This is a genomic window from Fluviicoccus keumensis (genome assembly GCF_004217445.1).
Lineage (GTDB): Bacteria > Pseudomonadota > Gammaproteobacteria > Pseudomonadales > Moraxellaceae > Fluviicoccus > Fluviicoccus keumensis.
In genome coordinates, this window is sequence record NZ_SHKX01000016.1 from 1 (window position 1) to 17548 (window position 17548).

The following is a 17548-nucleotide window of genomic DNA, read 5'->3' on the forward strand; positions in this document are numbered from 1 at the left end:
GGTTCGTTGAGCGGCATCCTGTCGGGAGATAACGTCACGTTCACGACCAATGGCAGCTTCTCGGACAAGAACGCTGGAATCGGCAAGACGGTGAACGTCGGTTTCAGCACTGGCGGCACGGACGCGGGCAACTACGCGGTGACCGCCAACACAACGACGACGGCGAACATCGACCGACTGGCTGTGAGCGGGAGCCTCCAGGCGCAGGACAAGATTTATGATGCGACCAAGACGGCCGGCGTAATGGGATCGCTGAGCGGAGTTCTGTCCGGCGATCAGGTAAATCTGACCGCACAGGGCAGTTTCGCGGACAAGAACGTGGGTGCGGATAAATCCGTCACGTTCTCTGCAGTCAGCCTGAGCGGCGCGGATGCGCTCAATTACAGCGTCAGCACCAACACGACGGCTACGGCGACCATTTCCGCCTTGGACATCACCGGACAGATCCTGGCGGATAGCAAGGTATATGACGGCACCATTCTGGCTCAGACAACCGGCACGCTGAATGGCGTACCGGTTGGCCCCGGCATTGCCGAGGACGTGAGCTTGGCCACGGTTGGCGCCTTTGCCGATATCCATGCCGGAACAGGCCTGACAGTCAATGTCAGTGGATTCCTGGCCGGTGCGGATGCGGGCAATTACCGCCTTGTCAGTAGCAATGCACAAACGCAGGCGGATATTTTCCAGCGTCAGTTGACCGTGACCCCCAGTCTTGTTTTCAGCAAGGTCTATGACGGCAATGTCGCGGCCCAGGTTGGCGCCGGTCGTTTGGTGGGTGTGCTCGGGCTGGATCAGGTGATTATCAGCTCGGCCACAGGACAGTTTGCGGATCGTCATGTCGGCGCAAACAAGGCAGTGCAGGTCTCCTACAATCTCGGCGGAGCATCGGCGGGGGATTACTTTGTTCCGGCCGAACAGTTAACCGGCAGTATTACGCCCAAGGCGCTGCAGATTGCCGGAAGTGCCGCGGCTGACAAGGTCTATGACGGCTCCACCCAGGCTACGGTAACCGCCGGTTCGTTGAGCGGCCTCGTGGCGGGTGATTCGGTCGGTGTCTCGGGTAACGGTCAATTTGCTGACAAGCGGGTTGGCGCGGACAAGTCCGTGAGTGTGACCTACAGCCTGACGGGAGCCGAGAGTCTGGACTACACCCTCGCTGGCGAAACACTGTTGGCGGATATCACCCCCAAGGCGCTGAGCATCAGCGGCAGCAACGCTCTCGACAAGGTTTATGACGCGACCACGGATGCGCAAGTCATTGCCGGTACCCTCGCGGGGAAAGTCGGCGGTGATGATGTCATGGTCGGGGCAACCGGCGTGTTTGCGGACAAGAACGCCGGGGTGAACAAGCAGGTCACGGCCGGTTATACCCTGTTCGGCACAGACGCGGCCAACTACACCCTGGCCGGGCAAACCTTGCAAGCCAGCATTACCCCCGCCGACCTGACCATCAAGGCCAATGACGCCACCAAGGTCGCCGGGACGGAAAATCCGGCGTTCACCATCAACATCAACGAGTTCGTGATCGGCGACAACCTGACCGGCTTGTCCGGCAACTCCCTGTTCAATGCGGGGACGTCGACAGATCTGTCCAGCTATGTGTCCGGCCTGAATGGAACCCTGTCATTCCAGACACCCGCAACGACGACGTCCGCGCCAGGAACCTACGCCATTACCCCCACCGGCTTAACGGCGCCTAACTACACGATCCACTTCCAGCCCGGGCAATTAACCGTCATTGCCGCCGCCAGCGGCGGTCAGGGCAACGAAACGCCGCCGGCCAATAATCCGTCCTTCAGTCAGGATCCGGCCGACGGTAATCCGCCGCCGCCTCCGCCACAGGATATGCCGGGCGGTGAAATCGGTGGAACGGGCAGCCAGTTCGTGCTGCTTGGCGGGGGCGTCCAGATGCCGGGCGGCCAGAACGATGACGATGATGACGACCAGAACACTCTGTAAGGACCCGGATATTCATGAAAACCAAGAAAATGTATTCCATGTGGCAGGGAGCGGCTGTTCTGGCGGCGGGTTTGCAGGCGGGGGCCGTGATGGCGGCGGAACGCCCGGATGCCGGGCAGACCTTGCAGCAGCAAGCGCCGACGACAGCTCCGGTTCCCTCCGGTCGCGGTTATAACCCGCTGGAGCCCGAAACCCCGGACCAATCGCAGGCGAAAACGCCGGATAACGGCGTGCGGGTCAAGGTCAAGGCCGTGCATGTGCTGGGCAGCTCGGTATTCAAGGCCGAGGATCTGGAGTCGCTTTATGACGCCATGATCGGCACGGAACAGAGCTACGAGCAACTGAAACGCGCTACCCGGCTGATCACCCGGCTTTACCGCAAGCACGGCTATGCCGTGGCCCGGGCTTATTTGCCGGCCCAGACCATCCGGAACGGCGTGGTGACGATTCAGGTGCTGGAAGGCCGTCTGGAAAAAATTGAGTTGAAGAATCAGTCCGGTGTTTCGGATGAGCGCCTGCGGGCGCTGTTGGGGAATCAGGCGGAGCCGGGTCAGTTGATGGATGGGGCGCGCATCAATCGCGCCTTGTTGCTGATGGGCGATCTGCCGGGGGTGGGTCGGGTGCAGGGCTCGCTGCAGCCCGGCTCCACGGTGGGCTCCACCAGCCTGACGGTCAATGTCCCCGACGGCGGCGCGAATCTCTACGAGGCTTCACTGGACAATACCGGTAACCGCTTCACCGGCCAGTACCGCTTGACGGGTCATGCGCAGATCAATAATCCGATGCATGATGGCGATCGTCTGGATTTCCGGACCTCGCTCAGTGATGAAAGTCTGGCCTATGCCCGCGCGGCCTGGGATACGCCGGTCGGTGTCTCCGGCCTGCGCACCGGTGTCAGCGTAGCCTTCAACCGCTATCAGCTGGGAGACCAGTTTTCCTCGCTGGATGCCCACGGCACCTCGTTGACGGCGGGGCTGACAGCCTCCTATCCGCTGGTGCTGGATGTAAACCGGAAAATTACGGCCGAATTGGTGCTGGAGCAGAGCCGTCTGAATGATGTGATCGGTCTTTTTGCGTCCGATACCGATAAAAAGGTGCAGGACTCCTTGCTGCGTCTGAGCGGGAACTACAGCGGCAGCTCCTGGTCGACAGCCTGGCGGCTGGAGGGCACGTTCGGCAATCTGGATATCCAGTCGGCGAAAGCCTTGGGCACGGACCAGTTGGGCCCCCGCACCAACGGCAGTTTCAACAAATGGGGAGTCAGCGCCAGCGTGTTGAAGTCGCTGGGCGGCCGGTCCAGCCTTTACGCGACCGTGACGTCCCAGTTTGCAAACAAGAATCTGGACTCCTCACAAAAGATGGTCTTGGGCGGCGTGAACGGTATCCGCGCCTATCCGGCCGGGGAGGGGTTGGGGGATGAAGGCTGGCAGGGTTCGCTGGAATGGCGTCAGGCCTTGCTGCCGGTGCTTCAGGGTGTTGTTTTTGTGGATGCGGGGGGGGTGAAGATCAATCATGATCCCTTTGCGGCGGGCGTGAACAGTCGCAACCTGCACGGCTACGGCGTCGGCATCAACGCCCAGCCGGTGAAACCGGTGATGCTCAAGATGAGCATCGCGTGGCGCGGCGGTGAAGCGCCACAGTCCGACAAAGACCAGAAGCCCCGTATCTGGCTGCAGGGCAACTACGTCTTTTGATCCCTGAGGATGATCGGGTGCGCGGCCTGTTGCCGCCGCGCACCCGACCGATCAGTTGGTGGAGGGATTGCCGAACCCGGCCACACCGGTGATGGAGCCGCCGCTGACACCCGGCAGCGTGACGCCGCTGACGCCAAAACCCAATCCCGCCATTTCTCCCGCCGAACCGGCGACAAAGCCGCTGGCTGAACCGGAACACGACGTGCAAGCCACGGGTGAACCCGAGCCGACCCCGACCGTCACTCCCAAGGTATTGAAGTTGATGTTCCCCGCCGACAGGGAGCCGTTCTGGCCGGTCAGTTGCACCGCCGAAGCCTGTCCGCCGGAGACAAAGCTCATGCCCAGACCCAGGCTGGCCTTGCCCAGGCCGTAATCCAGCGTCAGCGAACCGGAGGTCAGGGCTCCGGCGGAAACCGGCGAACCGGAGGCATCCGCCAGCGACGGATGCGTACCGCCGACCAACTGGTAGGTCAGCACCGTTGTGGGCAGTTGCCCGGAGGCGGTCGGTGAGCCCACCAGATAATGCACGCCCTGGCTGTTCAGGCTGACCGGCACCGATCCGCCCAGCATGGCGTCGCCGTTGACCCATTGTCCCCAGGACAGCGTCGAGGCGGCGTGCACGACATCCTGACTGGCGGCGGCCGAGGTTCCCGACGGGCCATAAGAGCCGTTCGCGGTCGTCCCGGAAAGCCACTTGCCGCCAGCGTCAAAGTCGGCGCTGATGGCATTGGCCGCAGTCGGGCTGCCGCCCTTGGCGAACACGGCGCGATAGGTGGGGGAGGCGGCATCCGGCAGCAATTGCGATACGGCGGTCTTGCCGGTCAGATCCAGCGCCGCCACGCCGCTGATCTGGGCATTGGGGCGGTTGATGATATACACCGCGCCCAGTTGCGGATCGGTTCCGGCATAGAACGCCGAGAAACGGACCGCGCAGCCGGTAGTGCAGTTCTGGCCGGTCGCGAGCAGGTCGCTGCCGGTCAGCTGGAAGCCGTTGGTGGTGCTTTGGCCGGAAGTATTGACGCGGATGCCATGCCCTGACGCAACATAGTCGCCGGTATTGGCCATGCCGATCGTCATGTCGACATCCACCAGCGTGACCGGGGCCAGCGTCACGTTCACTGTCAGGGATTTCAGTACGCCCGACTCGCCGTCGCTGCTGCCCGCCACCGTGCCGCCCGCCAAGGCGTAGGACAGGCGGGTGCCGTTACCGGCGGCGTCCAGCGCCAGCGATTGCGGGGCGGTGATGCCGACGATATAGGGCTCGAACACGTTCGCACCCAGCACAATGGCGTTGTCCGAGGGATCCAGCTTGCCGACCGCAGCGGTCCCGTTGGTCCATTCCCCGTATGACAGGGCGCCCAGCGTGGTGACATTATTGAATTGCAGGGTTCCGACGCTGAACAGCGTAGTGACCACGGGCCCGGCGGTTTGCATCAGACGGACCAGACCACCGTGCATCGGCGCCGTGTCGGTGCTGTTGAAGTAGGCTCCCAGACCGGAAACCAGCAGCGAACCGTCCGCTTGCACGAAACGGGTGCCGACCGTGTAAGAGGGCAGCGGCGCACCGCTCTGCGGGGGGTAGACCGAGTCCGGCAGGACGTTATCCAGCACCAGTTGGCCGAAGTCCTGATTGTTGCCTGCCACAATGCCGGCATCGGAGTTCAGGCCGGGGGTGTCGGCGATTTCAGCGCCTGCTGCCGGAGCCGCATCCCGGGCGGGCGGCAGGGCGCGCGCCTCGGCGCTGACCCCGGCGGGCGCCAGTCGCGGCGCTTCCCCCTGCACCACCTGGAAGGTCTGCCCGGCATTGACATTGCTGGAACCGAAGTCATTGGAAACGTTGACGATACCCTTGTCGACGCTGAGCGTCAGCGTGCCTTGGGTATAGGTGGAGGCATAGCCGGTGCCGCGAATACCCAGCGATGCCACCGGAGTGCGCACCTTGTATTGCGCCCGGTTGATATGACCGATCGCGCCGGTAATGGTGCGCATGCCGCCCTGCACGAAGTTGAACAGCAGCGAGCCTTCGTTGGGCTTGTCCTTCTGGAAACGGTAGCTGTCCAGCCGGAAAATGGTATTGGGCTGCAACGACAGGAAACTGCCGTCGGTAAAGCGGATCTGCAGACGCCCGCGGCCGGTTTCCAGCCGTTCGCCGCTGTTGACGAAATCGCCGCGCGTCAGGGTGCGTTGGGTGCCGTCCAGCGCGATGGCCTTAACCGGGCCGGTGGCGAAATTGACGCGGCCGGCGACATCGGCCGAGGCCTGCCCGGCGCAGGCGGCGGCAATCAGGAACGCCAGCAGTGTCGGCGAGGCGTGCAGTCGGGTTTGTCCTTGCATGATGATTCCTCCGTGTTACAGGTCGAAACGGATATCAAGGCTGATGACATGACGTTCATAGTCGGTCAGCGTGATGTTCGAATCGTTCCGGGTAAAGGTGACTGCGGGTTGCAACGATATTGCCGGAGCGAATTGCCAGGCCATGCCCAGGTTGAGGCTGGTTTCCTGATCGTCACGCGCCCGGCCGTAATTGGGGAACACGCCGACATAGTTGCGCTGCTCGTTACTGAGCGAGCCGTTCAGTTTCAGGCTGCGCGACAGCGTCAGTGAGCCGCCGGCGCGCAGGCCGAAGAAATCCTGGCTGGCCGAGTCGGAGGCGGAGTCGCGGGTGCGTTCCTGACCGCCATAGGCGCTGACAAAAAATACCGGGGCGTATTTCATGTCCAGCCCGTTGGAGAACGCCGCCCCCAGGGTGGTGCGGTTGGCGTCACGACTGGACTGGTCATAGCGCAGCAAGCCCAACTGGGCCCACAGCGCCAGGCGGGCGTTGCCGCCCATGCCGTACTGGTATTGCCCCAAGACGCCGGTCAGGTTGCGGTAAGGAGAACCGCCCAGCCGCATGGTTTGCAGTTGCAGCTTGCCCAGGAACTGGTGATTGCCCCGGTCCACCGCCGCGCCGCCGCCAACATCCAGCACGCTATAGGCATAGTCGGCGCTGTCGGGATAACCGCGCACCAGCACATTGCCTTCGCCCAGCACGGTCAGCGTCGGAGACACGCGATTGAAGTAGCTGGCGGAGTACTGGCCTTGCAGCAGCATGCTGTCCTGTTGGCGGGAAACCGGGTTGACCGTAAAGAGTATATTGTTGAAGCCGGGCAGGGCGACCTGTTGCCGGTCGGTGGCGCTGTTGGTATTGGAGTCGTGGCCCAGACCCAGTTGGATATAGCTGTTGAACTGTTCCTTGCGCTGCTTTTCCAGGGTTCCCACCGTGCCCAGATACTGACTGACCAGCTGCTGCACCTGCGGCGGAGGGTTGGAGCCCTGAATGGTTTCCAGCTCGACGCGGGCATTGGCGGTTTCACCGATGGCGAGGTGCGCGCGCGCGATCTGAACCCGGCAGGGACCGTTATCCGGTTCCACCGCCAGGCAGCGCTCCAGGGCGAAGACCGCCTGACTGGGGTCGCCGCTTTCCAGCCGGGCCACGCCCATCAGGTAGTCAAAGGCGGGGTCGCCGGCCCGCTCATCCTCAACGGGCGCCAGCAGGTTCACGGCCTCGGCGGCTTTCTGGCTTGCAATCAGGGCGTTGGCCTGCTGTAGCAGGTCATCAGCGAAGAGAGGGGGGCAGATAGCCAGGGATAAGGCCAGGGGAACGGTTCTAAGTCGCATGTTTTCAGTCCCTGATATCGAATTAATCTCCGGATTTTAAAGGGCATTGACGGGTGTGGGAAGGTCGAGGCCCGGCTCGTCGTCGGATAGGCGCGGTTCGGGGGTGCGAATGGGGTCGGAGAGTCCCGTGGGGGGATTTCGCAGTGCACAAAGAGTGAGCGCTTAAGGCTTTCCATGCTTGTGCATGGCGGGAAGTGTTGGTATTATGCTGCCCTCGCTTGATGCGATGGGTTGTTAGCTCAGTTGGTAGAGCAGCGGACTCTTAATCCGTAGGTCCACAGTTCGAATCTGTGACAACCCACCAAATACCCTCGAAGGCCCGCCATGTGCGGGCCTTCGTCATTTCAGACGTTGCCAATCCGGCGGGAGACACTGTCATCCCGCCGGTCTTGCAGCCTTAACGGGCAACAGTCTTCCCCGCCAGCCAGGTCATCGCGCAGCGCGGCAACACCCGATTGATCAGCGGCAAGGGTTTGTTCATCACACCGGTCACCACCGATGAACAGCCGCACTTCCAGGCGCGCAGCGCCGTCTTCGCCACGGTATCCGGCGTATCCATCAGCTTGGTGGCCAGCGTGCCATGGTTTCCTGCCACATCATGGAACTCGGTGCGGGTCGCGCCCGGACACACCGCCAGCACCTTGATGCCGTTCTTCCGTTCTTCAGCGGCCAACGCTTCCGACAGCGACAGCACATAGGCCTTGGTGGCGCCGTAGACCGCAAAACGCGGGCAGGGCTGGAACGCCGCCACCGAGGCAATGTTCATGATGCGGCCCTGCTTCCGGCTGCGCATGCCCGGCAGTACGGCGTGGGTCAGTTCGGTCAGCGCCACCATGTTCAGCTGCATCATGCCCTGCACGCGGTCCAGCGGCATGTCCGCCAGTTCCTCGTTGATGCCGAAACCGGCGTTGTTGATCAGCGTGTCGATTTCCAGCCCCAGCGCCTGCACCGCCGCCAGCAATTCGTGGGCCGCGCCCGGCTTTTCCAGATCCAGGCCGATCGTTTCGACGCGCACGCCGTGATGCGTCTTCAGTTCCTGCGCCAGCAGCGCCAGTTTGTCGGTGCGGCGGGCCACCAGCACCAGCGCCTGCGGTTCCGAAGCGGCCAGTTGCCGGGCCAGGGATTCGCCGATGCCGCTGGAAGCGCCGGTAATAACGGTAGCGAGAGTGCTGCTCATGGGGTGTTCCTCATCAGTGGGTTTCGATGGGGCTATCTTATTTGACAATTCGATAATTATGAAAGTGTAGAAGTGATGAATTCCGATGAATGGTCATTCATTTTGTGTCGCAGGCATGAAAAAGCCCCCGGAAAGGGGGCTTGCCATCAGCCTGGAGGCGGGTAGCGGTTACTGCATGAACTTCGTACCCATCGTCACCAGCTTCTGGTAGCCGGTGGGCAGCAGGCGCTGCATGGCGTCAAAGGCATAGGCTTCCGCGCCGATCAGCACGCGGCGGGCGTTCTTCTTCACGCCGTTGAGGATGGCGTCGGCGGCGTCGTCCGGGGTCACGTGCAGGAACTTCTCGAAGTTCTGCTGGCCCTTCTTCGGGTCGATGCCGATCGATTTCATGCTGTCGTTCATGCGCGCGGCCTTGGCGATATTGGTCTTGATGCCGCCCGGATGCACACAGGTGGCGCTGACGCCGCACTGTTGCAGGTCCAGTTCCTGACGCAGCGCCTCGGTGTAGCCGCGCACCGCGAATTTGCTGGCGTTATACGCGCCTTGCGAAGGCTGCGAACCCAGGCCGAAGATGCTGGAGATGTTGATGATGTGGCCGTCGCCGGAGGCCTTCAGGTGCGGCATGAATTCCTTGATGCCGTAGACCACGCCCCAGAAGTTGATGCCCATCAGCCATTCCAGTTCTTCGTAGCTCATGCCTTCCACGGTGCTGCCCAGGGCGACGCCGGCGTTGTTGAAGATCAGGTTGACCTTGCCGTGCTCCTTGGCGGTGGCGGCGGCCCAGGCCTGCATCTGCTCCAGCTTGGCCACGTCCACCTTGGCGCTGGTGACCTTGACGCCGTAGGCTTGCGCCAGACCGACAGTCTCGGCCAGGCCTTTCTCGTTCACGTCGCTCAGCGACAGGTTGCAGCCCTGCTGGGCCAACTTCACGGCCAGCGCGCGGCCGATGCCCGATCCGGCGCCGGTAATGGCGGCGACTTTCTTTTCGAAGGATTTCATGGGGTGTCCTCGGGGTTGTCTTTGTTAATCGTCATAAGTTCCCTCTCCCACAAGGGGAGAGGGGATATCCTGTTACCGTTCCACCTGGTAATTCTTCGCGTCAAACTGCGCGGTCTTGCGGCGGTAGTCGAAAGTGAAGCCCGGCCACAGCGTGGTGTTCTTGCCGTTGGCGTTGACGTACCAGCTCTGGCAGCCGGTGCTCCACACCGCGCCGCCCAGCTTGCTTTGGGTGTCGCGGTTGAATTCGGCGTAGGTGTCGGGCTTCACGTCCACCACCTGCCAGTTGTTCTTGTCCATCTGCTTCAGGCAGTCCATGACATAGGCAATCTGCGACTCGATCATGTACACCATCGAGTTGTGGCCCAGGCCGGTGTTGGGGCCCATCAGCATGAACAGGTTGGGGAAGCCGGTGATGGCCGCGCCCAGATAGGCTTCCGGGCCTTCCTTCCAGAAGTCGACCAGATCGACGCCGTTACGGCCGAAAATCGCGCCCTTGGGAATGGGATCCTGCGCCTTGAAACCGGTGCCATAAATGATGGTGTCCACCGGCCGCTCAACGCCGTTGCTGTCGACAATGCTGTGCTCGCGCACTTCGCGGATGCCCTGCGTCACCACGTCCACATGCGGCTGGTCCAGCGCCGGGTAGTAGTCGTTGGAAATCAGCACGCGCTTGCAGCCGAAGGAGAAGTCCGGGGTGACCTTCTTGCGTAGTTCCTTGTTGCTGATCTGCTTGCGGATGTGGCGGCGGGCCATCAGCTCGCCCACCTTCAGCACGCGCGGGCTGAACACGAAGCCGAGGGCGCGCACTTCCAGCTGGGTGTAGATGGCGTTGCGCAGCGCTTCCTGCGTTTGCGGAATCAGCTTGAAGATCTTCTTCTCGGCGGCGGTCATGGCGCGGTCGGGCTTGGGCACGATCCAGGGCGGGGTGCGCTGGTACAGGTCGACATGCGCGGCCTTGGGCACAATCTGCGGCACGAACTGGATGGCGCTGGCGCCGGTGCCGATGACGGCGATGTTCTTGCCTTCCAGCGGATAGTTATGGTCCCAGTCCTGCGAGTGGAAGGCCTTGCCCTTGAAGTTCTCGATGCCCTTCAGCGCCGGGTAGGACGGGGTGCTGAGGCCGCCCATGCCGCTGACCACCACGCGGGCAATATAAGTGGCGCCGCTCTTGGTGGTGATTTTCCAGCGCTTGATGCTTTCGTCATAGCGCACTTCGCGCACTTCCTGGTTGAAGCGGGTGTGCGGGATCAGGCCGTGCTTGTGGGCCACGTGTTGCAGGTAGGCCTTGATTTCCGGCTGCGGCGCGAACATGCGCGACCAGTTCGGATTCGGTTCGAAGGAGAAGGAATACAGGTGCGAGGGCACGTCGCAGGCGCAGCCGGGGTAGTGGTTGTCGCGCCAGGTGCCGCCGACATCGTTGGCCTTTTCCAGGATCACGAAGTTGTTCTTCTTGGCTTTCTTCAGGGCGACGCCCATGCCGAGGCCGGAAAAGCCGGTGCCGACAATGGCGACATCGAAGTGTTGGACGGTAGTGTTCTGCATGGGTTTCCCCTCGAAGTTGACAACAGGTGTTGTCGGAATATATTGTTGACATCAAGCGTTGTCAACAATGCGTTTCAAAAATAAATGTAACATTGGCTGATGATGCAATCGGGCAGGTCAGGCGGGTCAATCAAGGTGACGGGCATGAGTGAAGAGACAGCGGAAATCAAGAAAGGGCGGAGCTTCCGGGGCGTCAGCGCCGAGCAGCGCCGGGCCGAGCGTCACCGCAAATTTGTCGATGCCGGGCTGCAATTATTCGGCACTCACGGCTTCTACAACACCAAGGTACGTGAGCTGTGCGCCGAGGCGCACCTGACCGAGCGCTATTTCTACGAGTCCTTCAAAAGCACCGAGGAGCTGTTCGCGCAGGTGTTCCGCGAGGCCGTGGAGAGCATGCAGCAGCATATCCTCACCGCGATCATGGGGCAGAGCCATCAGGGTTCGCTGGCGCTGATCCGCGCCGGGTTGGAGGCTTTCCTGAAGTTTGTGCGGCAGGACCCGCGGGTGGCGCGTATCCTGTTCATCGAGGTGCCGCAGGTACGTTTGGAACACGGCTCGCTGATTGAGGAGACGATGAACGCCTTCGACCGCATGCTGACGCAATTCGGCAATGTGCTGTTTCCACCCCCGAAGGATCCGTTGATCAGGATGGACCTGATCGCCGCCGGGCTGAACGGTTCAAACGCGCACATCGTGGCGCGCTGGGTCTACGGCGGGTTCCAGCAGCCGCTGGAGGTGGTGCTGGAAAACTGTTATGCGGTCTTCGCCGGGGTGGCAAATTACTTGTCGGGAGGAAAAACGGCAGTTTCTGTAAGCTGATGCGCCAAAGTGGCGCAAAAAGCCGATATGCGGTCGGGAAAATCTTGTTCTGTGGCCTTAAATGACCTAACCTGACCCTGCATATGTTTATAACAAAAAGATTTCTGCCCGCTTGTTTCGCAGGCAGAAAGGAGCTTTCCCCATGTCCCTCAGAAAAACACTCGCTGTAGCAGTGCTGGCAACAATGGCGCTGTATCAGGCGCCTGCCCGCGCGGCGTCCGATGATATTGAAGAGTTGCGCAACGCCGAACTGGGTGCGCGCAATGAGTGGCATCTGGTAAAAAATGACGCGATGCGGAACATCAAGACCTATTCCAAGCAGGAAGACGGCAAGCGCGTCCGCACGTTCCGGATCGAAATGGTGGTTGAGGCCTCGATGGAAACCGTGGCCCGCGTGCATTACGACGCCGACAACCTCAAGAAGTGGTTCTGGGAAACCACGGATTCACGCATGCTGAAGAAGGTTTCCCCTTACGAGTTCTACTATTACCAGGTGTTCAATGCGCCGGTCACCATGCCCGACCGGGATTCCATCATCCATGCCGTGATCCAGCCGTATACGGCGCGCAAGGGCTTCATGGTGATTACCCTGAAGGCGGCTCCGGACTACATGCCGCCCGCGAAGGGCTTGGTGCGGGTGACGCAGCAGGATATGGCCATCAAGCTGACGCCGATGGGCAAGGACAAGACCAAGCTGGAAGTGGAAGGTTATATCGATCCGGGCGGAATTTCGCCGGTGTGGGGCATCAACGCCATTCAGCGCATGGCGCCCTACAGCAGCATGCTGGGCTTGCAGCGCATCGTGCAGCAGCCGATGTATCGCGAGCCGACAACCCCGTCACCGTTCATCATTTCGGCGGATTGATAGCCACCGGGGCGGACCGTGCGTCCGCCTGTTCTGCGGGAGGCTCAGCCTGAACCTCCCCGATTCCCCAGGCATCCGCCAGATACGCCTTCACCGCTTGATCCGCCGCAAACTCCACCGCAGTGTCACCGTCCCGGATGCCCGGCAGGGTGATGGCGCAGCAATGCCCTTCCGCCCGGAAAGTGTCTTCCGGAACCGTCGGTCCGCCGCTCATGGTGTGCTCCCCGGGGCATTGGTGAGGACGGACAAATCCCCGATCACCGCCAGCACCTGATAAGCCGACAGGCTCTGTTCCTGTTCGTGCAGCAGCAGGTCGACTTTCGCCGACAACAGCTCGCGTTCGGCGTCCAGAAGGTCCAGCGTGGTGCGGGTGCCGACGGCGACCTCCTTGCGGGTGCTGTCGCGCGCCAGTTCGGCGGCGGCGACTTCCGCCTGCAGGGCGGGCAGGCTGGCTTCGGCGGCCTGCCAATGCTGCCAGGCCTCGGTCATGGCCTGCAGCAGGCTTTCACGCAGGTCGGCCACGCGCCAGCGCGCGGCGTCGGCCTTGGCGACGGCTTCGGCGGCGGCGCTGCCGGTATGCCCGGCGTCGTACAGGTTCATCTGCGCTTTCAGGTAAACGCCCCAGGCGTTCAGGCGGTCATAGCCGAATTCGGTGTTGTCCTGGGTGGCGGCGCGCGCCTCGACGCTGACCTGCGGCCGGTCGCCGCTGCGCGCCACGCGTACGGCGGCTTCCAGCGCCTGCGCCTGCGCCTCGGCGGACTTCAGGGCCGGATTTTCCAGCGCCCGGCGACGGGCATCATCCAGCGTCGCGGGCAGCGGCAGTTTCGGGTAACGGCTTTGCAGGTCGTGCGGCGCTTCACCCGTCACGCGGAAATACTGGCCTTCGCTGACGGCCAGATTGGCCTTCGCCCGCGCCAGTTGCGCTTCCCCGTCCGAGAGCCGGGCTTGCGCCTGCGCCACTTCCGTGCGGGTCACTTCCCCGGCCTGAAAGCGTTTTTCAGTGTCGTGCCGCATGGTTTGCAGGGTGCGCAGCGATTCGTTGCGCAGATCCAGCAGCGCCTGGTCACGCACTACGGCGGCGTGGGCGGCGATGGCGTCGACAGCGATCCGGATTTTAAGATCTTCACCGCTGAAGCGGCTGGCCTCGGCCTGCTGTCCGGCCAGATCGCGTCCGGCCTCCAGCGCGCCGCCGGTATAGAGCGGCTGGTTCAGCGACAGGCTGAGCGTGTTCGGCCAGCGCGCGCCGGACTCGGGGAAAGGGGAGGTAGTTTGCAGGCTGGAGCGGCCGATCTCGGCACTGACGCCCAGGCGCGGCTTGAACAGGCTGGCCTGGGTATCGACGGCCCGGTTGGCGGCGTCGATATCGGCGCGGGCGGCGGCCAACGCCGGATGGTGACTGAGCGCCTGATGCACTGACCCGACCAGGGTTTGCGCCTGGACAGCCAGCGGCAACGCCAGCAGTAGCGGGACTAAAGCTTTCATGGACGGTACGCCTGAAGGAAGTTGTGGACGGCGACGCGCACATAGGTGTCGCGGTCCAGATGCGCGGGGAAGGGCGGCAGGCCCAACAGCGCGCGCCATTGCGGGTGCCCCTTGATCATTTCCAGGAACTGCACGGCGGCGATGTCGGGGTGATCGCAGCGGATGACTCCGGCCTCGTGGTGACGCTTCAGGAAGTCGGCCATCAACCCCAGGCCGTGCTGCGGGCCGGTCTTGTAGGCCATTTCCGCCAGCTCCGGAAAGCGGGCGGCCTCGGCGGCCAGCGCCCGCACCATCGCGATGCGCTCCTCGCCCAGCGAGGCTTCCAGCACCCGCCCGGCAAACAGCATCAGGGTTTCTTCCAGGTTCGCGCTGATCTCGTCGGGAATGGCGAGGGTGGCGAGGAAGGCCTGGCAACGGTCGGCGAACATGGCGGCGAACAGCCCTTCCTTGTTGCCGAAATACTTGTAGACGCTGGCCTTGGAACCGCCGGTGCGCTTCACCACTTCATCCAGGCTGGTGCCGGAATAGCCCTTTTCCAGGAAGATGGCGCGGGCGGCTTCCAGCAGGGCTTCACGACGGGCTTCGCCCCGGGCGGTGGCGGGACAACAGGAAAAAAAGGATTTTTCGGCAGTCATAAGACAGGCTTGCAATGAACTGTACTGTTCAGTACATTATCAGCGAGATCCTGAAAATGCAATATCGGCCATCCGGCCTTACTGACCCGTCCGAGCCCCGATCATGAGTCGCGATACCTCCCGCAAGCTTCCCTTTGTCATCCTCGCCCTGCTGCTGCTGGCCGCGGTGGGCCTGACCATCCGCTGGTGGACCTATGGACGGTTTCATGAAAGCACCGACAACGCCTATGTCCGCGCCGATGTCAGCTACCTGACGCCGCGTGCGGGCGGGGAAGTAGTGCAGATGCTGGTGAAGAACAACCAGCCGGTCAAGGCCGGCGAGCTGTTGCTGAAGATTGACGATGCCGACTATCAGGCCCGCGTCGCACAGGCGAAGGCGCAGGTGGCGATGCGCGAGGCCGCCTTGCTGACCAACCGTCAGGATGATTCGTCGTTGCTGGCGCAGGTGGCCGAGGCGGAAGCCGCGTTGCAGGCGGCGAAGGCCGAGGAAAGCCGCCTGCAGCTGGAGATGCAGCGCGCCAAGGCGCTGGTGCAGGACGGCGTCGCCACGAAACAGCGGCTGGATAACGCGACTGCCGCCTGGCAGTCCGCCGTGGCGCAAAGCAAGCGCGCCGAGTCGGGCATTGCCGCCGCGCGCGCCCGGCAGGGCGGGGCGGGCACCGGCCGCGAGCAGCTGGCGGCGGAACTGGAAGCCGCCCGCGCCGCGCTGAAACTGGCGGAAATCGATCTGGCGGCCACGGAAATCCGCGCGCCGATCAACGGCGTGGTCGGCGATCTGGCGGCTCGGCTGGGCAGCCGCGTGGCGGCGGGCAGCCGGTTGATGGCGATCGTGCCGCTGGATTCGGTGTTCATCGAAGCCAACTTCAAGGAAACCCAGCTGGCCGCCATGAGGGTCGGGCAGAAGGCCGAGATTGAACTGGACGCCTATCCCGGCCTGAAACTGGAGGGTGTGATCCAGAGCCTGTCCCCGGCCTCGGGGGCCGAATTCGCGCTGCTGCCGCCGGATAACGCTACCGGCAACTTCAACAAGATCGTGCAGCGCGTGCCGGTGAAGATTGTGCTGAGCCAAGCCAATACCGACGGCAAGCTGCGCCCCGGCATGTCGGCGGAAGTGGTGGTGGAGACGCGATGAACGCCAGCGCTACCACTGCGCCCGATGCTCACCAGCGCGCCGCCATGCGCCGCGCCTGGATCGGCTTCTGCGCGCTGGTCTTCGGCAATTTCATGGCCATTCTGGATATCCAGATTGTCGCCAGTTCGCTGAATGAATTGCAGGCGGGCATGAGCGCCAGCTCGTCCGAAATCGCCTGGGTGCAAACCAGCTACCTGATCGCGGAAGTGATCGCCATTCCCTTGTCCGGCTACCTGTCGCGGATGATGTCGACCCGCGTCTACTTTGTGCTCAGCGCCGTCGGTTTCGCGTTCGCCAGCCTGATGTGCGCCATGGCCTGGAGCCTGCCGTCGCTGCTGGTGTTCCGCACCATCCAGGGCTTCCTGGGCGGCGGCATGATCCCGACGACCATGGCGGCGCTGTTCATGCTGTTCCCCCCGGAAAAGCGCATGGGGCCGATCGTGCTGGTCAGCATGGCCTCGACGCTGGCCCCGGCGGTGGGGCCGACGCTGGGCGGCTATCTGACCAACTATTTCTCCTGGCACTGGATGTTCCTGGTCAACCTGCCGCCCGCGCTACTGATTTCCAGTATTGTCTGGAGCTACCTCGACCAGATCGACAAGCCGGACTGGAAGCTGTGGCACATCATCGACTGGAGCGGACTGGTCAGCATGGGGCTGTTTCTCGGCTGCCTGGAGTTCGCGCTGGACGAAGGTCCCCGCCACGACTGGTTTTCCGAACGATCGGTGTTGCTGGCCACGATCACCGGCACCCTGAGCGCCATCTTCTTTTTCTGGCGCAGCTTCACCAGCCTCAATCCCATCGTCAACCTGCGCGTCTTCGCCAACCGCAATTTCGCGGTCGGCTCGGTCATTTCCTTTGTGGTCGGTGTCAGCCTGTACGGCATGGTCTACCTGATTCCGCTGTTCCTGGGTCAGGTGCGGCATTTCAATAGTTTGCAGATTGGCGAAACGATGATGGTGATGGGTGTGGCGATGTTCATCACCGCGCCGTGGATCGGCCGTTTGTCCGCGAAAATGGATACGCGGGTTCTGGTGGGGATCGGGCTGGTGATCGCGTCTTTCGGCGTCTGGCTGAACTCGCACATGACCTCGGCGGCCGGACCGGAAGACCTGTTCTGGCCGCAGATCCTGCGCGGTGTTGGCCTGATGTGCGCGATGATCGTGATGTCGCAGCTGGCGCTGAGCACGCTGCCGCTGACCGAGATGAAGAACGGCAGCGCGCTGTTCAACCTGACGCGCAATATCGGCGGGGCCATCGGGTTGGCCTGCATCAATACCATCATGGACTGGCGCTTTGCCTTTCACTGGCAGCATCTGGCGGCGCTGACCGATCCGGCGCGCGCACCGGTGCAGGCGATGCTGGCGGGCAGCGGCGCAGCCATGCAGGGAGAGTTGGGCGGACAAAGCGGAGCGGCGGCGATTGCCTTGCTGCAGCAAAAAATCCGGCTTCAGGCGACCACGCTGGCGTTCAATGACATGACGATGCTGTTGTCCGGCCTGATCCTGAGCGTGCTGCTGCTGTTGCCGCTGATTCAGAAGGTGCAGGCTCCGGCGGCTCCCTCGCCGGACAGCCACTGACGGC

14 protein-coding genes and 1 tRNA gene are annotated in these 17548 nt (G+C 62.7%); 7 read left to right on the top strand and 8 right to left on the bottom strand.

Annotated elements, in window-relative coordinates; genetic code table 11:
• Both EV700_RS16885 and EV700_RS15090 read left to right on the top strand, forming a co-directional pair.
• A partial coding sequence (locus EV700_RS16885; protein WP_242610288.1) for a YDG domain-containing protein occupies window positions 1-1959 on the top strand: 1959 nt, incomplete at its 5' end.
• 14 nt (window positions 1960-1973) lie between these two features.
• On the top strand, window positions 1974-3653 hold the full coding sequence (locus EV700_RS15090; RefSeq protein ID WP_130415319.1) for a ShlB/FhaC/HecB family hemolysin secretion/activation protein: 1680 nt from the start codon (window positions 1974-1976) through the stop codon (window positions 3651-3653).
• Window positions 3654-3704: 51 nt separating this feature from the next.
• On the opposite strand, the gene EV700_RS15095 is transcribed toward EV700_RS15090, so the two are convergent.
• Window positions 3705-5987: a FecR family protein gene (locus EV700_RS15095; RefSeq protein ID WP_130415321.1), complete on the bottom strand. Its 2283-nt coding sequence runs from the start codon at window positions 5985-5987 to the stop codon at window positions 3705-3707.
• A 15-nt stretch (window positions 5988-6002) separates the two neighbouring features.
• Window positions 6003-7313, bottom strand: coding sequence for a surface lipoprotein assembly modifier (locus EV700_RS15100; RefSeq protein ID WP_130415323.1), 1311 nt, complete (start codon window positions 7311-7313; stop codon window positions 6003-6005).
• Window positions 7314-7541: 228 nt separating this feature from the next.
• On the opposite strand from EV700_RS15100, the gene EV700_RS15105 reads away from it, so the two are divergent.
• Window positions 7542-7617: transfer RNA gene (locus EV700_RS15105), tRNA-Lys, on the top strand.
• 93 nt (window positions 7618-7710) lie between these two features.
• Here the strand turns inward: EV700_RS15105 and EV700_RS15110 are convergent.
• From EV700_RS15110 to EV700_RS15120, 3 genes are all read right to left on the bottom strand, one after another.
• Complete coding sequence (locus EV700_RS15110; protein WP_130415325.1) at window positions 7711-8490, bottom strand: SDR family NAD(P)-dependent oxidoreductase; 780 nt, start codon at window positions 8488-8490, stop codon at window positions 7711-7713.
• Window positions 8491-8658: 168 nt separating this feature from the next.
• On the bottom strand, window positions 8659-9489 hold the full coding sequence (locus EV700_RS15115) for an SDR family NAD(P)-dependent oxidoreductase (RefSeq protein ID WP_130415327.1): 831 nt from the start codon (window positions 9487-9489) through the stop codon (window positions 8659-8661).
• Between the two features lie 72 nt (window positions 9490-9561).
• Window positions 9562-11031, bottom strand: a complete 1470-nt coding sequence (locus EV700_RS15120; protein ID WP_130415329.1) for a flavin-containing monooxygenase — start codon at window positions 11029-11031, stop codon at window positions 9562-9564.
• 144 nt (window positions 11032-11175) lie between these two features.
• Between EV700_RS15120 and EV700_RS15125 the strand changes: the two genes are divergently transcribed.
• Together EV700_RS15125 and EV700_RS15130 are read left to right on the top strand one after the other, a co-directional pair.
• The gene (locus tag EV700_RS15125) at window positions 11176-11850 is read left to right on the top strand and encodes a TetR/AcrR family transcriptional regulator (protein ID WP_165391510.1); all 675 of its coding nucleotides are present in this window, start codon (window positions 11176-11178) and stop codon (window positions 11848-11850) included.
• Between the two features lie 142 nt (window positions 11851-11992).
• Window positions 11993-12715 (top strand): START domain-containing protein, encoded by a 723-nt coding sequence (locus EV700_RS15130; protein WP_130415333.1) that lies wholly within the window; start codon window positions 11993-11995, stop codon window positions 12713-12715.
• On the opposite strand, the gene EV700_RS15135 is transcribed toward EV700_RS15130, so the two are convergent.
• Genes EV700_RS15135 through EV700_RS17250 form a run of 3 tightly spaced genes read right to left on the bottom strand, consistent with a single transcriptional unit; the run spans window position 12699 to window position 14832 of the window.
• Window positions 12699-12929, bottom strand: a complete 231-nt coding sequence (locus EV700_RS15135) for a hypothetical protein (RefSeq protein WP_130415335.1) — start codon at window positions 12927-12929, stop codon at window positions 12699-12701. The two genes, EV700_RS15130 and EV700_RS15135, sit on opposite strands and share 17 nt — an antisense overlap.
• Complete coding sequence (locus tag EV700_RS15140) at window positions 12926-14197, bottom strand: TolC family protein (RefSeq protein ID WP_165391511.1); 1272 nt, start codon at window positions 14195-14197, stop codon at window positions 12926-12928. Before EV700_RS15140 ends, EV700_RS15135 begins: the two co-directional genes overlap by 4 nt.
• On the bottom strand, window positions 14194-14832 hold the full coding sequence (locus EV700_RS17250) for a TetR/AcrR family transcriptional regulator (protein ID WP_130415339.1): 639 nt from the start codon (window positions 14830-14832) through the stop codon (window positions 14194-14196). Before EV700_RS17250 ends, EV700_RS15140 begins: the two co-directional genes overlap by 4 nt.
• A 103-nt stretch (window positions 14833-14935) precedes the next feature.
• Between EV700_RS17250 and EV700_RS15150 the strand changes: the two genes are divergently transcribed.
• Together EV700_RS15150 and EV700_RS15155 are read left to right on the top strand one after the other, a co-directional pair.
• Window positions 14936-15964 carry an HlyD family secretion protein gene (locus tag EV700_RS15150; protein WP_130415341.1) on the top strand — a complete coding sequence of 343 codons (1029 nt, stop codon included), beginning with the start codon at window positions 14936-14938 and terminating at the stop codon, window positions 15962-15964.
• Window positions 15961-17544, top strand: a complete 1584-nt coding sequence (locus tag EV700_RS15155) for a DHA2 family efflux MFS transporter permease subunit (RefSeq protein WP_130415343.1) — start codon at window positions 15961-15963, stop codon at window positions 17542-17544. The genes EV700_RS15150 and EV700_RS15155 overlap by 4 nt, the downstream gene beginning before the upstream one ends.
• Window positions 17545-17548: the final 4 nt, after the last annotated feature.